At 66.2% G+C, this 15,060-nt stretch carries 15 protein-coding genes; 6 read left to right on the forward strand and 9 right to left on the reverse strand.

The window, feature by feature from the left end:
* The first annotated feature begins 1 nt into the window (after position 1).
* The 3 genes from RO07_RS03130 to RO07_RS03140 all read left to right on the forward strand — a co-directional run bounded on the left by RO07_RS03130 (position 2) and on the right by RO07_RS03140 (position 3,484).
* Entirely contained in the window at positions 2 to 745 is a 744-nt protein-coding gene (locus RO07_RS03130) for a class II aldolase/adducin family protein (protein WP_052266980.1), read from the forward strand.
* Positions 746 to 856: 111 nt separating this feature from the next.
* Positions 857 to 2,185, forward strand: a complete 1,329-nt coding sequence (locus RO07_RS03135) for an MFS transporter (RefSeq protein ID WP_039407989.1) — start codon at positions 857 to 859, stop codon at positions 2,183 to 2,185.
* A gap of 156 nt (positions 2,186 to 2,341) precedes the next feature.
* The gene (locus RO07_RS03140; protein ID WP_039407991.1) at positions 2,342 to 3,484 is read left to right on the forward strand and encodes a porin; all 1,143 of its coding nucleotides are present in this window, start codon (positions 2,342 to 2,344) and stop codon (positions 3,482 to 3,484) included.
* A gap of 76 nt (positions 3,485 to 3,560) precedes the next feature.
* Here RO07_RS03140 and RO07_RS03145 read toward each other — a convergent pair whose 3' ends face one another.
* The gene (locus tag RO07_RS03145) at positions 3,561 to 4,610 is read right to left on the reverse strand and encodes an aldo/keto reductase (RefSeq protein ID WP_039407994.1); all 1,050 of its coding nucleotides are present in this window, start codon (positions 4,608 to 4,610) and stop codon (positions 3,561 to 3,563) included.
* Positions 4,611 to 5,015: 405 nt separating this feature from the next.
* On the opposite strand from RO07_RS03145, the gene RO07_RS03150 reads away from it, so the two are divergent.
* A complete protein-coding gene (locus tag RO07_RS03150; RefSeq protein WP_237171365.1) occupies positions 5,016 to 5,990 on the forward strand; it encodes an AraC family transcriptional regulator in 975 nt (324 codons plus the stop codon).
* A 139-nt stretch (positions 5,991 to 6,129) separates the two neighbouring features.
* On the opposite strand, the gene ligD is transcribed toward RO07_RS03150, so the two are convergent.
* Complete coding sequence (gene ligD / locus RO07_RS03155; protein WP_052266981.1) at positions 6,130 to 7,047, reverse strand: non-homologous end-joining DNA ligase; 918 nt, start codon at positions 7,045 to 7,047, stop codon at positions 6,130 to 6,132.
* A gap of 84 nt (positions 7,048 to 7,131) precedes the next feature.
* Positions 7,132 to 7,257, reverse strand: coding sequence for a hypothetical protein (locus tag RO07_RS26725; protein ID WP_257786854.1), 126 nt, complete (start codon positions 7,255 to 7,257; stop codon positions 7,132 to 7,134).
* A gap of 197 nt (positions 7,258 to 7,454) precedes the next feature.
* Here RO07_RS26725 and RO07_RS03160 point away from each other — a divergent pair, with 197 nt between their 5' ends.
* Together RO07_RS03160 and RO07_RS03165 are read left to right on the forward strand one after the other, a co-directional pair.
* The gene (locus tag RO07_RS03160; protein WP_072636939.1) at positions 7,455 to 8,153 is read left to right on the forward strand and encodes a Rossmann-fold NAD(P)-binding domain-containing protein; all 699 of its coding nucleotides are present in this window, start codon (positions 7,455 to 7,457) and stop codon (positions 8,151 to 8,153) included.
* Positions 8,154 to 8,186: 33 nt separating this feature from the next.
* On the forward strand, positions 8,187 to 8,438 hold the full coding sequence (locus tag RO07_RS03165) for an MJ0042-type zinc finger domain-containing protein (protein WP_039407997.1): 252 nt from the start codon (positions 8,187 to 8,189) through the stop codon (positions 8,436 to 8,438).
* A 28-nt stretch (positions 8,439 to 8,466) separates the two neighbouring features.
* Here the strand turns inward: RO07_RS03165 and RO07_RS03170 are convergent, their stop codons facing one another.
* The 6 genes from RO07_RS03170 to gtdA form a co-directional block, all read right to left on the reverse strand.
* Positions 8,467 to 9,408 carry a 2-hydroxyacid dehydrogenase gene (locus tag RO07_RS03170; RefSeq protein ID WP_084072416.1) on the reverse strand — a complete coding sequence of 314 codons (942 nt, stop codon included), beginning with the start codon at positions 9,406 to 9,408 and terminating at the stop codon, positions 8,467 to 8,469.
* 223 nt (positions 9,409 to 9,631) lie between these two features.
* On the reverse strand, positions 9,632 to 10,975 hold the full coding sequence (locus RO07_RS03175; RefSeq protein WP_039408000.1) for an MFS transporter: 1,344 nt from the start codon (positions 10,973 to 10,975) through the stop codon (positions 9,632 to 9,634).
* A gap of 213 nt (positions 10,976 to 11,188) precedes the next feature.
* Entirely contained in the window at positions 11,189 to 12,406 is a 1,218-nt protein-coding gene (locus tag RO07_RS03180) for a 3-hydroxybenzoate 6-monooxygenase (RefSeq protein ID WP_039408003.1), read from the reverse strand.
* A 37-nt stretch (positions 12,407 to 12,443) separates the two neighbouring features.
* Complete coding sequence (gene maiA, locus RO07_RS03185; protein WP_039408006.1) at positions 12,444 to 13,085, reverse strand: maleylacetoacetate isomerase; 642 nt, start codon at positions 13,083 to 13,085, stop codon at positions 12,444 to 12,446.
* A 7-nt stretch (positions 13,086 to 13,092) separates the two neighbouring features.
* Positions 13,093 to 13,791: a fumarylacetoacetate hydrolase family protein gene (locus tag RO07_RS03190; protein WP_039408009.1), complete on the reverse strand. Its 699-nt coding sequence runs from the start codon at positions 13,789 to 13,791 to the stop codon at positions 13,093 to 13,095.
* Positions 13,792 to 13,903: 112 nt separating this feature from the next.
* Entirely contained in the window at positions 13,904 to 14,941 is a 1,038-nt protein-coding gene (gtdA, locus tag RO07_RS03195) for a gentisate 1,2-dioxygenase (protein ID WP_039408011.1), read from the reverse strand.
* Positions 14,942 to 15,060: the final 119 nt, after the last annotated feature.

The raw sequence follows: 15,060 nt of genomic DNA on the forward strand, positions 1-15,060 counted from the left end.
CATGACACAACACACGTTCGATGCCGCACGCATCGCCGAGCTCGACCGCGCAGTGCGCGTGGCGGCTCGCACACTCGCCCGCGCGGGGCTCGCGCATGCGTACGGTCATTGCAGCGCTCGGCTCGACGCCGATCGCTTCCTCGTATGCGCCGCGCGCCCGATGGGGCTCCTCGGCGTCGGCGAAGCGGGCACCGTGGTGCCCATCGACGGCCCGCTGCCCGACGGTGTGCTCGGCGAAGTGCGACTGCATCAGCAGATCTATCGCCGTCGCGCCGACGTCGGTGCGGTCGCTCGCACCATGCCGGCGAAGACGATGTCGCTTTCCACGCTGCGCCGCACGCCGCGTGCGCTGCATGGCCCGGGCACGTACTTCGCCCCCGGCGTGCCACTGTGGGACGACCCGCAACTGATCCGCTCCGATGCACAGGCCGCCGCCGTCATCGACACCATGGGTGGGAACGCCGCCGTGGTGATGCGCGGCAACGGCGCCGTCGTGGCCGCCGACACGCTCGAGGCGATGGTCGCGCTCACCTGGTATCTGGAAGACGCCGCGCGCGTCGAGCTCGACGTGCTCGCCCTGGAAGCGACGACGCCGGCCGCCGTGCTCGATCCCGACGAATGCCGTGCCCGCGCGACGCGCTCGGGCCGGATCATCGAGCGCATGTGGGAATACCTCTCGGCAGGCGACCCGGAGCTGACGCTCGACTCGGCCGACTCGTCGGCATCAGCGCTTTCGTCTCGTTAGCAGGTTCTCGATGTAATCGCCCCCAACCGGCGGCGCGGCTTTTCACAGAGCGTCGGACAGACGCCACGGCCCGCCGCTCAGTCCACGGTAGCCACCGTACAGGAGACAGACATGGAAATATCCGCCCTGATGAATCGCAGGGGCATCACGCCATTCCAATGGCGTGTGATCGCCCTGTGCTTTCTGATCGTCACATTGGACGGCTTCGACACGGCCGCCATCGGCTATCTCGCGCCGGCCATCCGCACTGAATGGGCCATGGCGACCACGAGCCTCGGCACCGTCTTCGGTGCGGGCCTCGGCGGCCTGATGCTCGGTTGCTTCATCTTCGGCCCGCTGGCCGATCGCATCGGCCGCAAGCGCGTGCTGATCCTCTCGGTGATCATGTTCTCGCTCGGCAGCATCGCGTCGGCCTATGTGCACAGCCCGACCGAACTGGCCGTGATGCGCTTCGTCACCGGCATCGGGTTGGGCGGTGCGATGCCCAACGCCATCACGCTGAGCTCCGAGTACTGCGCCGAGCGCATGCGTTCGCTGCTGGTGACGGCCACGTTCTGCGGTTTCACGCTGGGCTTCGCCATTGGCGGCGAAATCGTCGCGCAGACGCTGCCGCACATCGGCTGGCGCGGCGTGCTGATCGCGGGCGGCGTGGTGCCACTGGCCGTCGTGCCCGTGCTCATGCGCTGGTTGCCGGAGTCGATGCGCTATCTCGCGGCGCGCGGCGATCGCGGCGAGCAACTGCTGGCGATCGCGCGCCACATCGACCCGCAGGTCACGCGCATCGATCCGGAAGTCGTGCCGGCCGGCGCATCGCACTCGGCCGTCGGCGGGCTTTTCGCGCGTCGCTATGTCGTGGGCACGCTGCTGCTGTGGGCGACGTACTTCTGCACCCTGTGCGCGTTCTACCTGCTCACGAGCTGGTTGCCGCTCGTCGTCAAGGATTCGGGCTATACGCTCTCCGAGGCGGCGCGTATCGGTGCGATGCTGCCGCTCGGCGGTACGGTCGGCGCCGTGCTGATCGGCTTCGCGATGGACCGCACGAGTCCGTATCGCGTGCTGGCGTCGTCGTATGTGATGGCGGGCATTGCCTTGTGCCTGCTCGGCACGGTCACGCATCAAGCCGGCTGGCTCATGCTCGTGGTCTTCCTCGCGGGCTTCGGCGTGGCCGGCTCGCAGACCGGCGCCAACGCCCTGACGGCCGCGTACTACCCGACGCCTTCGCGCGCCACCGGCGTGGCATGGGCGCTCGGCGTCGGTCGCCTGGGCTCGATTCTCGGCTCCAGTCTCGGCGGCGTGCTGATCGCGTCGGCGTCGAGCATCGCGCAGGCGTTCCAGATCGTCGCCATCCCGGCGTTTCTCGCCGCTGCGCTGATGCTCGTCATGCGCCGTCGCGTGAGCCGCGAAGGCGCCGTGCCGGCAACCGCCGCGCGCATTGCCTGACACGTTTCGCCGCGGGCGGCCGGCATCGGTTTGCCCGCGCGTGCGGGTTCCGTCGCGCGTGCCCGTCCCCCGACGAGCCCTGCGGCGGTGCAGGACCCAGAAGTCGACCGGCCGGGACAGGCCGGACCACCACATGCATTTCATGGAGACATTACCGTGACCCACAAGGGACTGCCCGCGCTCGCGCTGGCTGCCGGCCTCGCATTGGCCCACACATCCGCCTCGGCCCAGACCGTGACGCTCTACGGCATTCTGGACACCGGCGTCGAATACATTTCTCACGCAGGTGCGAACAACAGTTCGCTCGTGCGCATGCCGGCCAACACCGGCTCGCTGCCGTCGCGCTGGGGACTGCGTGGCGACGAGGATCTCGGCGGCGGCCTGCATGCCGTGTTCGCGCTGGAGAACGGCTTCAACCTGCGTGCCGGCGATCTCAATCAGGGCGGACGACTCTTCGGTCGCCAGGCCTGGGTCGGGTTGTCGAACCAATACGGCACGCTGTCGTTCGGCCGCCAGTATTCGATGACGTTCTGGGTCATGGGCGACGCGGACATTCTCGGTCCGGATCTGTACGGCAGCGGCTCGCTCGACAGCTACATCCCGAATGCTCGCAGCGACAATACCATCGCGTACAAGGGCGTGTTCCAGGGGCTGACGGTCGGCGCGACGTACTCGTTCGGCCGCGACAGCGGCGGCACGGGCAATTCGCCGGGGCAGGGCACGTGCGCAGGGCAGGTCGCCGGGCAGATGACGGCGTGCCGTCAGATTTCCGCCATGCTCAAGTACGACACGCCGTGGTTCGGCGTGGCCGGCGCGTGGGACGAGCAACGCGGCGGCGCGGGCGCCGCGGCGAGCTTCTTCAACGGCGCGGCGGCGGTGCCGCTCACGAGTGCTTCCGACAAGGACACGCGCTGGCAGTTGAACGGCTATGTGAAGGGCGGCAACTGGAAAGCCGGCGCCGGATGGCTCGGGCGCCGCGTGCAGACTGCTTCCGCCGCGATTGCCGACGTGAATTCCGACATGTTCTACGTCGGCGCGCTGTATCAATTCACGCCGACGTTCGCCGTCGACGGGGAAGTGTTCCGCATGCTCAATGCGCGCCAGAACACGCGGGCGACGATGGCGACGCTGCGCGGCACCTACTTCCTGTCCAAACGCACGGCCGTCTACACGCAGGTCGCATGGCTGGGCAACAGCAGGAACGCCGCGTATTCGGTGAGTTCGGGCGGTGCGGGCGGCGCGCCGACGCCGGGCACCAGCCAGTTGGGCGTGAACGTCGGCATGCGGCATACGTTCTGACATCCGACGCGGTCTGGCGAAACGCAATACGGCGCACCGCTTTCACGGTGCGCCGTATTGCATTACCGGCGCGGGCTTACAGCATGCCGGCTTCGGCGAGCTGTGCGCGGCGCGGGTCGCCCTGGCGGGAGAGCATCCAGCCCGGATACTCGCTCGGCAACGCGCTCGATGCGTCGATCGCCGCGAGCTCGCGCTCGCTGAGCGTGACGCGCGTTGCCGCGATGTTGTCGTCGAGCTGATCGGTGCGCTTCGCCCCGATGATCACCGTCGATACGACGGGCTGCGCGAGCAACCACGCGAGTGCGATCTGCGCGACCGACACGCCCTTTTCGGCGGCGATGCCGCGCATGACGTCGATGGCGTCGTAGGCGCGCTCCACGTTGACCGGCGGGAAGTCGAAGCTCTGGCGGCGGCTGCCGGCTTCGGACTGGCCGTCGCGGGTGTACTTGCCGGAGAGCAGGCCACCGGCGAGCGGGCTCCATACCATCAGGCCGACGTTTTCGCTGCGCAGCATCGGCACGATCTCGCGTTCGAGGTCACGCCCGGCGACGGTGTAGTACGCCTGCAGCGATGCGAAGCTCGCGAGATTCAGTCGTGCCGAAATGCCGAGCGCCTTGGCGATCTGCCATGCCGCCCAGTTGGAGACGCCGATGTAGCGCACGTGGCCTTGGCGCACGAGCGTGTCGAGCGCGCCGAGCGTTTCCTCGATGGGCGTGGCCGGATCGAAGCCATGCACCTGGTATAGATCGATGTGATCGAGTTGCAGGCGTTTGAGGCTCGCCTTGATGCCGTCCATGATGTGATAGCGCGACAGGCCGCGCGAGTTGGTGCCCTGGGCGCCCGTCACGCCGAACACCTTGGTGGCGACGACGACATTGTCGCGCGGCACCTTGAGATTGCGCAGCGCCTGACCCGTGAGGACTTCCGACTGCCCTTCCGAATAGACGTCGGCGGTGTCGATGAAGTTGATGCCCGCGTCGAGCGCACGGCCCACGAGGGTGTCGACGTCGTTCTGCTGCAGATGTCCGATCTTGCTCCACAGTTCGCCCTGCCCGCCGAAGGTCATCGTGCCGAGGCACAGTTCCGAGACGAAGAGGCCGGTGTTGCCGAGTTTCCGTTGTCGCATTGCATCGCTCCGTTGAAATTGCCGCCCGTAGTCGGCGCCGTCGGAGAGAGGGGGACGGCGTCTACGGGATGGGAGCCATTATGTGGCGCGGGGCATCAGGCAAGCAGTACCTGTTCCTGCACATTTCCTGCCTGATTCTGCAAGCGGTGCATATCGCCGTTTCCTGAGGCTTTCGGTTACGCACGGGAATGGCGGGAAACCGTTGCCCAATATGGCAGGACGATGACATTGGGGGTGATGGACAAGTGTGTGGGACGAGCCGATCAATCTCCTGAATTTGCCGGATCCTCCGGAATTCCTGCCTGATCGTGGACGTTCCTTGCCGGAGAATCAGGCAAGCCAGGCCGGCAGGCGTATGCTGTCGCCTGTGTGACCGCCGCGGTCACGTTGGTTGAGGGGATGGAAATGCATCTGGTCAAGACACTGCCTCGCGAGGCCTCGCAAAGCGACTTTGCGGACGACCCATCGCACGCCGCGCGCGCGGAGTTGGTGCATCTGCTCGAGCGTGCGACGCACGGGCTGGACGGTACGTCGCCGACGGCCGTGGCGGGACTGTCCGTGCATCGGATCCTGCACCCGGGTGGCCCGAAGCCGGCGATGCAGCTACCGGCGTTCGCGGTCATCGCGCAGGGAGCGAAGCAGTTGCAGATCGGCGATGAGCACTATGCGTACGACCCGATGCACTACCTGGTGTCGTCGGTGCATTTGCCGGTGGTTGCGCAGGTGTCGGGGGCGAGCGAACAGTCGCCGTATCTCGGCATGCGACTGGATCTGGATGCCGAGGATGTCACGTCGCTGATTGGCGACGAGAATCTGCCGCCGCCCGCCGCGTCGGTGAGTGGACGCGGGATGTACGTGAATCGGCTGGATGCGGCGTTGCTCGACGCGGTGTTGCGTCTGCTGCGCTTGCTGGAGTCGCCGCGCGACGTGCCGATTCTGGCGCCGATGATCAAACGCGAGATCGTGTACCGGTTGCTGATGAACGGGCAGGGCGTGCTGCTGAGACAGATGGCGATGCAGGACAGCCAGATGAACCGCATCGCGCGCGCGGTGCGTTGGTTGCGCGAGAACTACGCGCAGCCGTTGCGGGCGGAGGCGCTGGCGCAGGAAGTGCATATGAGCGTGTCGTCGCTGCATCACCATTTCAAGCTCGTGACGGCGATGAGTCCGCTGCAGTATCAGAAGCAATTGCGATTGCAGGAAGCGAGGCGCTTGATCTTTGCGGCGGACGTGGCGGTGGCGGCGGCCGCGCTGGCGGTGGGTTACGAGAGCGCGTCGCAGTTCAGCCGCGAATACGCCCGGGTGTTCGGCGAAGCGCCGCTGCGCGACAAGCGTCGCTGGTTGCAGGAGGGAGAGGCGGGAGCGGCGGCGAGGCGCTAGACTTGTTCGTCCTTCCTACTTTTGCGTGCTGCGTTTGCGCGCGGCTTCGCGGCGCGCAGCGAAATGAATTACAGTGCCGGCGGAGGCCTGCAATTTCACCACCACGTCTTGGAATTGCCCGCGGACGAGCCGCCACGGCTCAATCCTCCAACCGTTCCAGAATCTCTTTCGTCACGCGCTGCCGGGCGGCTTTTTCGTAATCCGCCCAAGGATCGCGCTTGAGCGCGGAGAGGCGGTCGAGTGCATTGCGCACGTTCCACTGGTCCGCACTTCGCAAGTCAGGCAACTCCTCCCAGGCGATCGGCATCGACACGGCCATGCCTTCGCGGGCGCGAGCCGAGTACGCGCAGACGGTGGTTGCCCCGCGGTAGTTGCGCAAGTAATCGATGAAGCACTTGCCGACGCGATGTTTCGGTCCCATCGTCGCCGTGAAGCGATCCGGAAAGACGCGCGCCATATGTCTCGCCACGCGCTCGGCAAAGCCCTTCGCGAGTTCCCAGTCGTGACGTCGTGCCAGCGGCGCCACCACGTGCAGGCCCTTGCCGCCGCTCGTCTTCACGAACACCTCGAGCCCCAGTTCCTCCATCAGACTGCGAATCAGTTCCGCACCGTCACGGATCTGGGCGAACTCCACGCCCTTGCCCGGATCCAGATCGAAGATCACCCGGTCGGGACGCTCGATCAGATCGCTGCGCGCATTCCATGTGTGGAATTCGACCGTGCCCATCTGCACGGCGCCGACGAGCCCTCGCACGTCGTCGATTTGCATCAACGGCTGATGATCAGGATCGAGCGACGGATCGAGCTCACGCACGCCTCGCATCGTTTTCGCCGCGTGCTTCTGAAAGAACATCTCGCCGCCGATGCCCTCGGGCGCACGCAGTACTGCAAACGGGCGCTCGTCGAGCTGCGGCAGCATCCACTGACTGACGGCGTTGTAGTACGCCGCCAGCTCCGCCTTCGTGACGCCCGACTGCGTGTCCATCACCCGGTCGCCGTGCGTGATCTTCATCGGCAGGGCCGAGCTGTTGTGCTTCGGTGACGCTGCACGAGCCATGGACGGAGTCTCCTCATGGATGTTGGGGCGCCCGGCGCGCGGCCTGCGTCGATGAGTTGGCTTTTTGCGTCGGCATGACCGTCGTCACTCGTCCTTGTTTTTCCTGGCGGTCTGCGTGGCAGCAGGATTCGCCGAACAAATTGCGCCGACGTCGCGCACGGCATAGTTGCCTTCCTCGTACTCGCAGCCGTGCACGATCTGCCCGTGCATCGTCGCGGGCCATTCCCCGGCCCCTCGCAATACCTGCGATAGATGCAAATGCGATTCGCGGGCCGGCGGGTGGGTTCCCGGACATTGATTTTCTCAATGTCTGTCGTCGATCGAAAGGATTCCTTGATGAAACGAAGCGGGATGCTTGTCATCCCACGGGAATCAGTACGTGTATCGAAGACAAAGGGAGAATTGCGATGGCGAAGATTGTCGCGGGACGTTTCACGACGTTCGATCAGGCGAATCTGGTCGCAAGCCGTTTGTACGACCGGGCATTCCGCACGAACGACGTTTCGGTGTTCTTTCTGAATCCCACGGGCCAGCACGCGCGCTTTCCTGTCGGTGGCGACGTCAATGCCGATGCGGCCGCGCGTCCGGCGGGCAAGGGCGCGGCGCAGGGCGTGATCGTGGGTGGCGTGTTCGGGTTGGCGCTGGGCGTGCTGTTGTTCGTCGTGTTGTGGCGTTTTTGGCTCGTGCCGGTGGTGGGATTGATGGCCGGGGCCTATCTCGGCGCGTTCTTCGGCGCGCTGCAACGTTTGCGGGGCCATGAAGAAGTGTCGGCCGCACAGGCGGGCATGCGTGACGCCGGCGTGATGCTGGCCACCCACGTGGACGACGCCACGGCGGACACGGCGATAGCCGTATTGCGCGACGCTGGCGCCGCGGAAATCGAGGAGGCGGATGGCGTGTGGGAAGACGGCGAGTGGCGCGACTTCGATCCGACGCAGCGGGTTGGCACGCCGCACGAAGCCGAAGCGCGCCCTGAACCGACCGTGGGTGTCGCGGCCAATGATCGGCCGCCGCCGCGGCGGGATCGGCACGGCCCGGTTCGCGGCGACGCGCAGCCGTACAAGGACGCCACACGGGCCAGCCCTCGCCGCACGGACTGGCTGTAGAATTTTCGATGTCACGGCTACGGGAGACTTGCCATGCTGTCGATCCACACCGGTTTCGTCGTCTGTCCGACCTGTCAAACGCGCTTCGCCGTTGCGGCGAGTGAGCCGTCCGTCCAGGCGATGGACGACTATCTGCATTCGGATGCGCAGGTGAAATGCCCGACGTGCGACACCGCATTCGCCACGGGCAGCGCCAGGAGCAGCATCGAACTCGAACCCGTCAACGACGGCGAAACCCTCTCGCCGTCACCCGAGCGAAGCATTGACGGGTTGGATAATCACTGACGCCTGACAGCGGTTCGAGGTCGCGTCTTCACAACGGCGTCAACAATGCCTCGCCCGCCTCAAAGCGGCGGGTGTTCTCGAGGAACATGGCGAGGGTGGCGGCTTCGGCTTCGGGGGAGCGTCCGGCGACGTGGGGGCTGAGCACCACGTTCTGCAAATCGATCAGCATCCGCGGCGGCGACGGTTCTCCTTCGTATACGTCCAGCCCGGCGCCCGCGATGACGCCTTCGCGCAGCGCTTCAGCCAGCGCTGCCGTGTCCACCACGCTGCCGCGCCCCATGTTCACGAGGAAGCCGTTCCTGCCGAGGGCGCGCAGCACTTCGGCATTCACCAGGTGGTGCGACGCCTGTCCGCCCGGCGCCGTCACCACGAGATAGTCGGCCCACTCGGCCAACGCCAGCACGCTGTCGAAATACTGGTAATGCGCAGGCAAGTCGTCGCGACGGTTGCGATTGCGATAACCGATCCGCATATCGAATCCTTCCGCGCGCTTGGCGAACTGACGCCCGATCGCCCCCAGCCCGACGATGCCCATCTTCTTGCCCGACACACCAGGCTGCATCGGCAGTGCATCGCGCCATATGCCCTTGCGGCACGCCGCGTCGTACTCGGGAATGCGACGCACCGCCGCGAGCAGCAGCGCAAAGCCCTGATCCGCCACCGTCGCCGCATTGGCGCCGGCCCCGTTCACCGCCACGATATTGCGCGCGCGCATTGCCGCGAGATCCAGATTCTCGTAGCCGGCGCCCAGTGCACCGACCAGTTCGACGTTCGGCAGATGCGACAGCTCGGCGGCGTTCAACCCGCGTCCGCCGTTGGTGAGCACGAAGCGAACGCGTTCGCCTTCGGCCCCCCAGCCTTCCGGCACAGGATGATGACTCGGCCGATACACCACGTCGAAGCGGGTTTGCAGTTCAGCCAACTGTTCGGCATGCATCGGAATCAAGACCAGCAATGGGGGCAGCGACACCTTCAATCTCCGGCAGGGATAAGGAAAAAGACAATGACAAGCATTCGACACTGTATTCCTATCCGCGACGTTTTGCGTCGCAGCGTTCGGAAAGATCACCCCGCGACGTCGGCTGTTCCCGCCGCAAAAGCCGACGGGCGCCATCGCATATCGCGAATGGCGCCCGTCGGAAGGGCATACCGGGCGTTGCGCCCGACGAAACAGCGCAGCGTAGCTCAGGGACTCAGGCCGCAACCTCCATGGCGCGCGTCGCCTGACGGTGACGCAGACGGCCCAGCGTGAGCATCGTCAGGCCGGCAAGCACGGCCGGCACGCCGATGGCGGCGAAGAGTGCCGGCATCGACCAGCCCATCGCGAGCATCGACGCGCCGCCGACCGATCCGACCACCGATCCCAGCCGCCCCACGCCGTTCGCCCAGCTCACACCCGTCGCGCGGCAGTCCGTCGGATAGAACTCGGCGGACAGCGCGTTGGCGCCGACCTGGCCGCCCGACACGCAGAAGCCAGCCCAGAACACCGCCACCGACGCGAGCACCGGCGAACTGGCGAGCGGGCCGACGGCCGCCACGCAAATGCCGGCGAGCACATAGGCAGCGGCGAGCACGTAATGCGGGTTGAAGCGATCCATCAGCCAGCCGAGCACGATGGCGCCGAGTGTGCCGCCGACCTGGAACATCGCGGTGACGATGGCCGCGTTGCGCAGCGTCAGACCGTTCGTGCGCAGGAGCGTCGGCAGCCAGCTCGAGAGCAGGTAGATCACGAGCAGGCTCATGAAGAACGTGATCCAGAACAGCAGCGTGCCACGCAGCAGCGCCGGCTTGAACAGGTGCCCCACCGGCGACGTGGTGGACGGCTTCGAGGCAATGTTGAACGTCGCACCCCGCAGATCCTCATGCGGTGCGATTCGCTGCAGCGACGCGGCCACGGACTCCGGCGACTTGCCGGCCATCACGAGGTAGCGCACCGATTCCGGCAGGGCGCGAACCAGAAACACGCCGAGCACGAGCGGCATCACGCCACCCACGATCAGCACGGAACGCCAGCCGAACGCCTCGATCAGTCCGGCCGACGCCAGACCGCCCAGTGCCGAACCGAGCGTGAAGCCGCAGAACATCGTCGTGACGAGGAACGACCGACGCGAATCGGGGCAGTACTCGGACGTGAGCGTGATGGCGTTGGGCATCGCGCCGCCCAGGCCGAGGCCGGTGAGAAAGCGCAGCGCGATCAGTTGCCACAGCTCCATCGACCACGCCGAGACGAGACTCGCCAGACCGAAGAACATCACGGAGAAGATCAGGATCGACTTGCGCCCGAACTTGTCGGCGAGCGGGCCGAACAGGAACGCGCCTGCCATCAGGCCCGCGAGTCCCGCGCCGAAGAGCGGTGCGAGATGCGCCGGGGTGAGCGACCACTCGGCGCGGATGGCCGGGGCAATGAAGCCGATCGCCGCCGTGTCGAAGCCGTCGATGGCCACGATCAGGAAGCACAGGACGACGATCATCACCTGGAACGGCGAAATGCGATGCCGGTCGATGAACGCCGTCACGTTGATGGGGGTGGCTGGCATAGGTTGTCTCCTCGAAGGTGCCAGTCGCGGCGAGGCACGCCGGCCTGCGTCGCGGTTACGTTGCAGTGGTTGTTGTTATGGGTGCTGCCGTACCACCGCGCGCCCGATGACGGGCGACGCGATGCGCGGCGGCGCGGTGCGTTCATACCTGCACGCCTGCGCCGCCGCTCGACCGGCTCGGTGCCGCCGGTTTTCTTGTGGACGATGCGGGACTTACTCGCCGTTCAGCCAGGGCGTTTGCGACAGACAGTTCTCGGCACGCCATCCGTGCAGCCATTGCAGCGCGTCGTAGAACTGCGTCTGTGTGCGGCCTTTCCACAGCGAGTTGCGCACCCAGCGATCCACGCCCTTGGCGTGATACACGCGGCCCATGTCGCGCGCGCCATACAGCACGCGTGCGGTGCGCGGAATGCGCGCATGTTCGTAACGACGGAAGGCGTCGACGAAATCGCCGTTCGCCGCCGCATAAGCGGCACCGAGCGTGACCGCGTCCTCGAGCGCCTGACACGCGCCCTGTGCGATGTACTGCGTCATCGGGTGCGCGGCGTCGCCGAGAATCGTGGCGCGGCCGAAGCTCCACTGCGCGACCGGATCCCGATCGGCGGTGGCCCAGCGACGCCAAGACGTGGGACGGTCGAGCATCTGGTGCGGCAGCGGGTCGATGCCTTCGAAGTAAGAGAGCACCTCCTCCTTGCTGCCGTCGCGCACGCCCCAGACTTCCTGCTCGCGGCTGTGGAACGTCACCACGAGGTTGTATTGCCTGCCGCCGCGCAGCGGGTAATGCACGAGGTGGCAGTTCGGTCCGGCCCACACCACCGGCGCGTTGACCTGCAGATCCTTCGGCATGTTCTCGACGTCGACCACGGCGCGGTAGACGACGTGGCCCGTCACGCGCGGCTCGTCGCCGATGAGCACGGCGCGCACGGCGGATTTCACACCATCGCAACCGATCACGGCGTCGGCCACATGACGCTCGCCATGCTGGTCGATCACCGTCACGCCCGCGTCGTCCTGTTCGAGCGAGACGACGCGCGTGGCGGTGCGGAATCGGATCAACGGATTGCGTTGCACCGCTTCGAGAATCGACAGATGGATGTCGGCGCGGTGAATCACCGCGTACGGATTGCCGAAGCGCTCGCGATAGGGCGCGCCGACGTCGACCTCGGCGATCGCGCTGCGATCGATGGCGTCGCGCAGCGTGATGTGATCGGTGAAGACGGAGCGTCCGCGCGCCGCCTCTCCCACGCCAAGGGCATCGAGCGCGGCGAACGCATTGGCCGCGAGCTGGATGCCCGCACCGATCTCGCCGATGGTTTCCGCTTGCTCCAGCAGTTCGATGTGCACGCCCTGGTTGGCGAGCGCGAGCGCCGCGGCCAGGCCGCCGATGCCGCCGCCGACGACCAGCGCCTTGGGTTGATGGGGTTGTGTCATGGTTGTCTCCTGCGGCCCTTCCAGCCGTGAATCGGGATTACGCCGTATAGTCCGGCTGACGGTTGGGGGCGGCCGCGAGGAAGGCCGGATGCGTCGAAGCGTGTTCGAACACGGCCATCGCCTTCGGGTAGGCGGACAGGTCGCAACCCGTGCGCTGCGCATTGGCGATCTGCGGAATCAGGCAGACGTCGGCAAGCGTGGGGGCGTCGCCGAAGCACCAGGGTCCGTGGCCGTGCTTGTCCAGAAGACGTTCCACGCCGGCCATGCCGTCGGCGATCCAGTGCTGGTACCAGGCGTCCTTCTGCGCAGCCGTGAGGGCCAGCGGGCCCTGCAGATACTTCAGGATGCGCAAGTTGTTCACCGGGTGAATGTCGCAGCTGATGAGCATCGACAGTTCGAGCACACGCGCGCGCGTTTCGATGTCCAGCGGCACCAGACGCACCTGCGGATACTTCGCGTCGAGGTAGTCGAGGATCGCCAGCGACTGACCGAGCGTCATGTCGCCATCGACGAGCGCCGGCACGACCGCCGACGGATTCACTTCGTCGACATAGGCGCTGGCCCGATGCTCACCCACGCGAATGTTCACGGGGATGGTGTCGAACGCAAGCCCCTTGAGCGCGAGGGCGATGCGCACGCGGTACGACGTCGAACTGTTGAAGAAGCTGTAGAGCTGCATGACGACCTCAGACCACGCGCACCTTGATTTCGCCGAGGCCTTCGACCGCCGTGACCATCGTCTCGCCGGCCTTGACCGGACCCACGCCTTCGGGCGTGCCGGTGTAAATCAGATCGCCCGGTTCCAGACGGAAGAATCGCGACAGATACGACACGGTTTCCGCGACCGACCAGATCAGGTGCGTGACGTCGCTCTTCTGCTTCTGCACGCCGTCGACGCTCAGCGAGATCGCGGCCTTTTCGATATGGCCGACGACCGACGCGGGGTGGATCGGGCCGATGGGAGCCGACGCATCGAACGCCTTGCCGATTTCCCACGGACGGCCCATTTCGCGCATCTTCATCTGCAGATCGCGGCGCGTCATGTCCAGCCCCACGGCGTAGCCCCACACATGCTCGAGCGCCTGGTCGAGCGGGATGTCCGAGCCGGCCTTGCCGATCACGGCCACCAGTTCGGCCTCGTAGTGGTAGTTGTTCGTTTGCGCTGGGTACTTCAGCTCCAGCGTGTCCCCGTAGGCGACGGGCAGCACGGCGTCGGCCGGCTTGCAGAAGAAGAACGGCGGTTCGCGATCCGGATCGAAGCCCATTTCGCGGGCGTGGGCGGCGTAGTTGCGGCCAACGCAGTACACGCGGCGCACGGCGAACTGATCGTTGCTGCCGGCAACGGGGATGGCGACGGTGGCGGGCGGAGCGAAGACGAATGACATGGCGTTGAACTCGACTGGAATGAGAAGCGTGGGGCGTCACTCATGTGTGCGCGACGCCGATTCGTTAATGACGGATGTGGGTGCGTTCGTTGTGTGCGCGGCAAACACGTGCTCAGGTGCGCGATTCGCGCAGCAGATTCAGCGCGGTGAGCACCGGGCGGTCCGAGTAGCTGAACAGCACGGCGTCTTCGAGCGCGGCGAGTTGCACCGGCGCCCACGACGGCACGACGAAGTGGTCGCGCGGCTCGAACTGGAAAACCTCGTCGCCGATGCGGACCGTGCCCCGGCCTTCCACGACCGAGAACACCGTCGCATCGGTGCTGCGATAGGTCTTGCCCTGGAAGCCGGCGGGCAGGTATTGCATGAACGTCGCCATCGTCGGCATCGGCCAGCCGCCGGTGGCGGGATTGACGTAACGCAGCTTGATCCCGTCCCACGCATCGAGTTCGCCGTTGCGGTACAGCGTGTCGAGCGCTTCACGCGAGCGCGCGTACGGATAGCTGAAGATGGGCGAGGTCGGATCGCTGACCTTGTGACGCACGGGCAGCATGTTGAAGCCGTAGCGCGCGAAGCTGTCGCCTTCGGGACGCTGCACCGGTTGCTGTGCCTCGGGGTAGTTCTCGGCGAAGCCGGCGTCGAAGTACTGCACGAGCGGGATGTCGAGGCCGTCGAGCCACACGACCGGCTCGCCGTCCGACGGGTTGCCGTGGTCGTGCCAAGTCCATGACGGCGTGATGATGAAGTCGCCCGGCTCCATGGTCGTGCGCTCGCCATTGACGGCGGTCCATGCGCCGCGGCCTTCCACGATGAAGCGCAGGGCCGACTGCGTATGACGATGGCTCGGCGCGATCTCGCCCGGCAGAATCAACTGCAAGCCGGCATAGAGCGAACCGGTGATGCTCGACGACCCCGGGGTGCCGGGGTTCTGCAGGATCAGCACGCGACGCACGGCTTCTTCGGCGCTGATCACACGTCCGGCTTCCATGACCAGCGGGCGCACCTCGCTGTATTTCCAGATCGCAGGCACGACGCGTGGGCGCGGCTGGGGCGGCACCAGGCTGTGCAGCGACTCCCACAGCGGGGCCATGTGGTTGCGGCCAATGTGTTCGTAATAGGCAGCGCGCTCGGCGCTGGGGGCGCGTTCGGACATGCGTGTCTCCGTATGGGTTTGGGGCCCGGTCGGTCCGACGAATGCGCTATCGGCGGCGTTGTCGGCGGGTCTATGGGTAGCGTTATACTCGGCGAGACATAATCTTTGAAATGAATTAA

The organism is Pandoraea pulmonicola (assembly GCF_000815105.2).
In the GTDB taxonomy this organism is placed as follows: domain Bacteria; phylum Pseudomonadota; class Gammaproteobacteria; order Burkholderiales; family Burkholderiaceae; genus Pandoraea; species Pandoraea pulmonicola.